Source organism: Jeotgalibacillus alimentarius, from assembly GCF_000829445.1.
Classification (GTDB): Bacteria; Bacillota; Bacilli; order Bacillales; family Jeotgalibacillaceae; genus Jeotgalibacillus; species Jeotgalibacillus alimentarius.
On sequence record NZ_JXRQ01000016.1, the window covers coordinates 159964 to 166550 of the forward strand.

Consider the following 6587-nt stretch of genomic DNA (forward strand, 5'->3'; position numbering starts at 1 on the left):
ATTGGATTAGGGCTTACTGCAAGAGAATTAAACAAGAAATTGACATTGAAAAAAAGGAGGCGTTTTCACTTGGAAAACGCCTCTTGTTATATTAAATCTTGTTTATAATTTCGAAAATGCAACATCCACTGCTTCCAGGGTCTGATGAATGTCTTCTTCTGTATGTTCAGTCGTCAGGAACCAGGCTTCGTATTTTGATGGAGCAAGGTTAATACCCTGTTCAAGCATCAGTTTGAAGAAACGCGCAAAGATTTCCCCATCCGTTGCTTCAGCCTGTTCATAATTCACGACTTTCTGATCGGTAAAGTAGATTGTCAGGGCACCTTTCAGACGGTTAATTGTGATTGTAACATCATGCTTTTTGGCAGCTGCTGAGATCCCGTCTTCAAGGACTTTGCCAAGACGGTCCATTTCCTCATATACGCCGGGCTGCTTCAATACTTCAAGACACGCAATGCCAGCCTGTATGGAAGCCGGATTACCGGCCATTGTCCCTGCCTGATAAGCCGGGCCAAGCGGTGCGATCTGTTCCATAATATCCACTCTTCCACCGTATGCCCCGATTGGCAGGCCTCCACCGATAATTTTTCCCATTGCAGTCAGATCAGGCTTAATATCAAGCAGGTCCTGAGCACCGCCGTACATGAATCGGAAGGCAGTGATCACTTCATCATAAATTACAAGTGCACCTGCTTTGTGCGTCAGTTCATTGATCTGCTTCAGGAAGCCTTCTTTCGGTTCAACGATTCCAAAGTTCCCGACGATCGGTTCTACAAGAACGCCTGCAATTTCATCTCCCCACTTTTCAAGTGCCTCTTTAAATGGTTCGATTTCATTAAACGGTACTGTAATGACTTCGCTTGCGATATTTTTTGTAACCCCTGCAGAGTCAGGTGTGCCAAGCGTTGAAGGGCCTGAGCCTGCTGCGACTAATACAAGGTCGGAATGTCCGTGATAGCAGCCGGCAAATTTAATAATTTTATCTCTGCCTGTATAAGCTCGTGCTACACGGATTGTGGTCATTACTGCTTCAGTCCCGGAGTTGACAAATCGCACCTTCTCCATTGCAGGCATCGCTTCTTTCAGCATTTTTGCAAAGGTAACTTCGTGTTTTGTCGGCGTTCCGTAAAGGATCCCGGTTTCAGCTGCATGCTGGATTGCTTTTGTGATATGGGGATGTGCATGACCGGTAATGATCGGACCGTAGGCTGCAAGGTAATCAATATATTGATTGCCGTCAACATCCCAGAAGTATGCGCCTTTTCCGCGTTCCATTGCAACTGGCGATCCACCGCCTACTGCTTTGTAAGATCTCGATGGACTGTTCACTCCGCCGACAATATGTTCAAGTGCTTCAGCATGAAGCGCTTCAGAATTCGTATGTTTCATTTGGTATCCTCCTGTCATTGATTCTTACGTATTTTAATATGATCAATATAGATCTGCAAACGAAAGGAGTATGCATATGGGATGGCTGCTTGTTGGAGCAACAATCTTCACCATGACACTCTCAGTCAAAACATTATTAAAGCTTCCATGGGAAGGTTATATGTTCTCGCTGAGGAATTTCCTTTATTTAAGCTTAACATATACAGTGCTGTTAATTGGATTTGCAGTCATTTATACCGTATGTCAAATAGAAGGGATGGATGTAGTCGATCACGCTGAGTCAGAATCGTTCTGGCCGCTTTTTTTGACGATGCTGTACTTCAGTGCCATGATGATATTTTCAGTCGGTAATGGTGAACTGCTCCCTGAAGGATTAGGCAGAGGGATCGCGATTGCAGCCGCTTTTATTGGACAGGTTCTTCCGGTTACTGTTATCTGGACCCTGATTGCAAATGGAGGCAGTCAATCTTTTGAAAAATAAGGTCCTGTCCGTTATGATTTAGTCAACAATGAATCAGGGAGGTTTTTTGATGACTGCAGCTAAAGGACAGAAGGCACCGGATTTTACATTAAAAACACAGGATGGCAGTGAAGTCTCACTATCGGATTACCAGGGAGAAAAACAGGTCATTCTTTACTTTTACCCAAAAGATATGACGCCCGGTTGTACCACACAGGCCTGTGATTTCAGGGACAACCATCAGTCATTTGAGGAACTTGATGCTGTCATTTTAGGTATCAGCCCGGACCCGGAAGAAAAGCATAAAAAGTTCGCAGACAAGCATGATCTGCCTTTCACACTGCTTGTGGATGAAGATCACAAAGTGGCTGAAGACTATGGGGTATGGCAGCTCAAAAAGAATTTTGGTAAAGAATATATGGGTATTGTCAGGTCAACCTTTGCGATTGATAAAGATGGTACGGTCCTTGAAGAGTGGCGCGGTGTAAGAGTAAAAGGACACGTAGAAGAAACACTGCAATACTTAAAAGATCGCAATTAATAAAGTCTTTATGCCAGAATCAGGGCATGCGGATAGGTTATAAGATAACAAGGCTGAGACAATTGTTTCAGCCTTGTTTTTTTAATGATAAGAATATTGTTTTTATTGTGGATTTTGCTGTAAGTCTTTAAATTTCTGAAAAGGATCATTATAATGACTTTACCTGTCGTCAGGTGAGTTTTTAGAAAATTGACTTTTGTGAAAAAGTGGGGGAATTCAATGGACACTGCAAAAAAGCGAGGTTTTTTTACCAAGGGGCTTGATGGAATCGAGCGCGTTGGTAACAAGCTTCCTCATCCGGTTACGCTGTTCTTTCTATTTGCAGCGATTGTTGTATTAGCGTCAGCACTTGGTTCAGCTTTAGGCTGGACGGTTCAAAATGCTGAAGGGGAAGAGATTACAGTATTTAATCTCTTAAGCTCTGCAGGGATTCTGTATATGTTCGAGTCAGCTGTCACGAACTTTACAGGGTTTGCGCCGCTCGGAACGGTGCTTGTAACAATGCTTGGTATCGGGCTTGCTGAGAGATCAGGACTGATCTCGGCAGCGCTGAAAGCACTTGTTACATCAGTTCCAAAACAGCTGTTAACAGCTGCACTTGTATTCGGTGGTATCATGTCTTCGATGGCCGCTGATGCGGGTTATGTCGTACTTACACCGCTTGGGGCAGTATTATTTGCCGGTCTTGGACGTCATCCGCTTGCTGGTCTTGCTGCAGCTTTTGCCGGTGTATCGGCAGGTTTCTCAGCAAACCTTCTTGTTACGTCACTCGATCCGTTATTAGGTGATCTGACAATTGCCGCCGCCTCAACTTTTGATCCGGCTTATGCTGAAGGCATGAATATCCTGATGAACTATTACTTCATGATCGCATCAGTGGTACTGCTGACGATCGCAGGTACATTTGTCACGGAAAAGATTGTAGAACCACGCCTTGGAACATACAAAGGAACGTATGCAGGTGAAGAAGGCGAAGATATGACAACAGTCCGTCCTGAAGAGAAAAAAGGTCTTTGGGCTTCACTGATTGCCATCATTGTTACTTCAGCTTTAATCGCACTGCTTGTTGTGCCGTCATGGGGACCGCTTCGTGCAGGTCTGCCAAATGATGAAATCCTGTCAGCACCTTTCTTCCAGACGCTTGTGCCGATTCTGTTCATCTTCTTCCTGATTCCTGGTGTTGTCTATGGAATTGTAACGAAGAATATTAAAAATGATACAGATATTGCGAATCAGATGGGCGACACGATGGCAACAATGGGTATGTATATCGTTCTTGCCTTTGCTGCAGGTCAGTTCGTAGCTTACTTTAATACGAGTAACCTCGGACAAATATTTGCTTATAATGCTGCAGGGTGGCTGAGTGAAGCAGGCCTTGATGGTATGCTGCTTGTACTGGCCTTTATGTTTGTAGTAGGTGTAATCAACCTGTTTATCGGTTCATCTTCAGCTAAATGGGCATTCATGGCCCCGGTATTTGTGCCGATTATGATGAAGCTTGGATATGCGCCAGAATTTACACAGGTACTGTATCGTATTGCAGATTCAACGACGAACATCATTTCGCCGCTGATGCCTTACTTTGCAATTGTGATTGCATTTGCTCAGAAGTATGACAAAAAGGTTGGGATCGGTACACTGATCTCTACGATGATTCCTTACACAATTGTATTCTCGATTGTCTGGGTGATTATGCTTCTTGTATTTATGTACACAGGTATAGATCTTGGACCTGGCGCGAATATTTTCTATGATAAATAATGAGAAGAAAGGACTCCTTTATAAGGGGTCCTTTTCTTATTTCTACCTATATATATTTGACAAATATAATAAGAGGCAGGTACACTATTTATAAACATTATAAAGTAAGACTTTATATAGAAAGAAGGTGCATGGCGGTGTCAGAAGTGCAATTAAGAGATGCATTAGATTCGCTGAAAGGTACAGGAGTACGTATTACTCCCCAGCGTCATGCGATTTTGGAGTATCTGGTAGACGCGATGTCACACCCGACTGCTGATGAAATTTATAAAGCACTCGAAGGGAAATTTCCGAATATGAGTGTGGCAACCGTTTACAACAATTTGCGTGTATTCCGTGAAGTAGGGCTTGTAAAGGAACTTACGTACGGAGACGCTTCAAGCCGCTTTGATTTTGTAACAACAGATCATTATCATGCGATTTGTGAAGACTGCGGAAAAATTGTGGATTTCCATTATCCAGGACTTGATGAAGTTGAACACCTGGCTTCTCACGTAACAGGTTTTAAGGTAAACAATCACCGTATGGAAGTATACGGAACATGTAAAGAATGTGAAGCCAAAGCAGGCGCTCATTAATTTGAACAATAAAAAAGCAGCTCCACTGGAGCTGCTTTTTTATTGTTCTGCAGACTGTTTTTTCTTCTTATTATAGTTTTCATCAAATTCTTTACCGTCAAGATCAGGATCAAGCGTAAGTGGTTCGCGGCAGTGCATACACATATCCACGCGGCCGAGTACTTTTGTCGGCTTCTCGCAATTCGGACATGTAACCACGACAGCCCTGGTTGATAACATCCCAATCCAGAAATAAACCACCATGCTAAAAAGAATAGACAGCATGCCGAGTGAGATAAAGATCAGCATAATGATCGGATTGTCTCTGAAAAAAATTCCGCCATACATGACAATGACACCGATAAAAACAAGCGCCAATGCGAAAGAACGGATTTTGTTAATTTTATTAGAATAAGTTTTTGCCATAATTGTCCCTCCTGCACTTTTACTATATCATAGAAAGCTGCAAACAAAATATTGAAATCGTGACGGAATAATTAAGAAAACACATGAAGGAAATCAAGACCTTATGTCGAATAAATGTAGTTGAGCAACTTAAACAGTGAAGGAGCCATGACACATGGAAGATATTCTGCGTCCGATCTATCAGGAGCGTGCCAGTCAGACCAACACGCTCGGGATCGTTATTATGGAAAAGAGAGATAAAAAAAGTCCGATTACAGATACGTTTGATACAATTCTGTTGATCATTGTAAAAGAATCTGAAAATCCTGTTTTTATTAAGCACTACACATATGAAGATAAAAAAGCTGCTATGCATATCGTCACAGAAGAACGCCTGAGAGAGTGGCTGCTTCTCGGGTCGAACCGCAAAGTTGTCGACTGGCTGTTAAATGGAAGAGCCGTATTTGACCGGAATGAATTTATCGATCAGCTTCGTCAGGAACTGAAAGATTTTCCTTTCTACGGTCGTAAAATCAAAATGGGTATTGAATATGCAAAGCTCATCAGAAGATATATGGATGGCAAATCATTCTTTGAATCAAAACATTTTCTTGATGCATATAATCATGTCGTCCATTCCCTTCATCATCTCGCTAGACTTGCTGTAATTGAAAATGGATTCCACCCTGAAGTCACAGTGTGGAATCAGGTCAGACAAATTGAACCGGAAATCTATAAGTTATATGAAGAGCTGGTGAATAGTGAAGAAACAATTGAGAAAAGGCTCGAACTATTATTCCTGGCAAGCGAATTCTTAATCCATTCAAGAATAGAAGTCGGATCCGGCCACCTGGTCAGCATCATGGAAGAGAAGGAGAGCTGGAGTTTTCAGGAGCTTCACCTGCATGATGAGTTGAGCTATTACTCGGTTGACCTTGCAGTGATGATTGAGTTTCTGCTTGAAAAAGGTGTAGTGCGTACCCAGCCTGTAGAGACAAAAGGTAAAGGGATTTATCACAGACACTATTACGTATAGGTGCTGATTAAGAGCAGGCGGGAGACCTGCTCTTTTACTATGAATACTCTGAAAATATGTTTTTTGAAAAACTTTTTAAAAAGGTATTGATCTTTCTGTTTTCCCTTGTTAAGATATTAAATGTCGCTGATGAGGCGGCAACAACGCGACAAAATAAAATTTAAAAAACTTATTGACGCAGCGGAATAAATTATGCTAATATAAGAAAGTCGCTTGAGAGAGCAACACCGACTTCCTTCCATATAAAGAAGGGAGCGGAAAAAAAGAATTGAACCTTGAAAACTAAACAACCAAACGTCAACGTTTAAGATTTTAAGTCTTTTTCGAACAAAAAAGACAATGAGCTTTTCAAACACTTTACGGAGAGTTTGATCCTGGCTCAGGACGAACGCTGGCGGCGTGCCTAATACATGCAAGTCGAGCGAACAGATGAGGAGC

7 protein-coding genes and 1 rRNA gene are annotated in these 6587 nt (G+C 42.2%); 6 read left to right on the forward strand and 2 right to left on the reverse strand.

The genetic code is table 11. The annotated features are described in order from the left end of the window. Nucleotides 1–102: 102 nt before the first annotated feature. Nucleotides 103–1389 (reverse strand): glutamate-1-semialdehyde 2,1-aminomutase, encoded by a 1287-nt coding sequence (locus tag KP77_RS07110; RefSeq protein WP_041122033.1) that lies wholly within the window; start codon nucleotides 1387–1389, stop codon nucleotides 103–105. Nucleotides 1390–1465: 76 nt separating this feature from the next. On the opposite strand from KP77_RS07110, the gene KP77_RS07115 reads away from it, so the two are divergent. The 4 genes from KP77_RS07115 to perR all read left to right on the forward strand — a co-directional run bounded on the left by KP77_RS07115 (nucleotide 1466) and on the right by perR (nucleotide 4729). Continuing rightward, a complete protein-coding gene (locus tag KP77_RS07115; RefSeq protein ID WP_052474021.1) occupies nucleotides 1466–1870 on the forward strand; it encodes an ion channel in 405 nt (134 codons plus the stop codon). A gap of 49 nt (nucleotides 1871–1919) precedes the next feature. Beyond that, nucleotides 1920–2390: a thioredoxin-dependent thiol peroxidase gene (bcp, locus tag KP77_RS07120; RefSeq protein WP_041122034.1), complete on the forward strand. Its 471-nt coding sequence runs from the start codon at nucleotides 1920–1922 to the stop codon at nucleotides 2388–2390. 219 nt (nucleotides 2391–2609) lie between these two features. Then, nucleotides 2610–4151 carry an AbgT family transporter gene (locus KP77_RS07125; RefSeq protein WP_041122035.1) on the forward strand — a complete coding sequence of 514 codons (1542 nt, stop codon included), beginning with the start codon at nucleotides 2610–2612 and terminating at the stop codon, nucleotides 4149–4151. A 131-nt stretch (nucleotides 4152–4282) separates the two neighbouring features. After that, the gene (gene perR, locus KP77_RS07130) at nucleotides 4283–4729 is read left to right on the forward strand and encodes a peroxide-responsive transcriptional repressor PerR (RefSeq protein ID WP_041122036.1); all 447 of its coding nucleotides are present in this window, start codon (nucleotides 4283–4285) and stop codon (nucleotides 4727–4729) included. 39 nt (nucleotides 4730–4768) lie between these two features. Here perR and KP77_RS07135 read toward each other — a convergent pair whose 3' ends face one another. Beyond that, nucleotides 4769–5134, reverse strand: a complete 366-nt coding sequence (locus KP77_RS07135) for a YgzB family protein (protein ID WP_041122037.1) — start codon at nucleotides 5132–5134, stop codon at nucleotides 4769–4771. 154 nt (nucleotides 5135–5288) lie between these two features. Here KP77_RS07135 and KP77_RS07140 point away from each other — a divergent pair, with 154 nt between their 5' ends. Further along, nucleotides 5289–6149: a nucleotidyltransferase-like protein gene (locus KP77_RS07140; RefSeq protein ID WP_041122038.1), complete on the forward strand. Its 861-nt coding sequence runs from the start codon at nucleotides 5289–5291 to the stop codon at nucleotides 6147–6149. A gap of 356 nt (nucleotides 6150–6505) precedes the next feature. Beyond that, nucleotides 6506–6587: ribosomal RNA gene (locus KP77_RS07145) — 16S ribosomal RNA — on the forward strand; the annotation flags it as partial.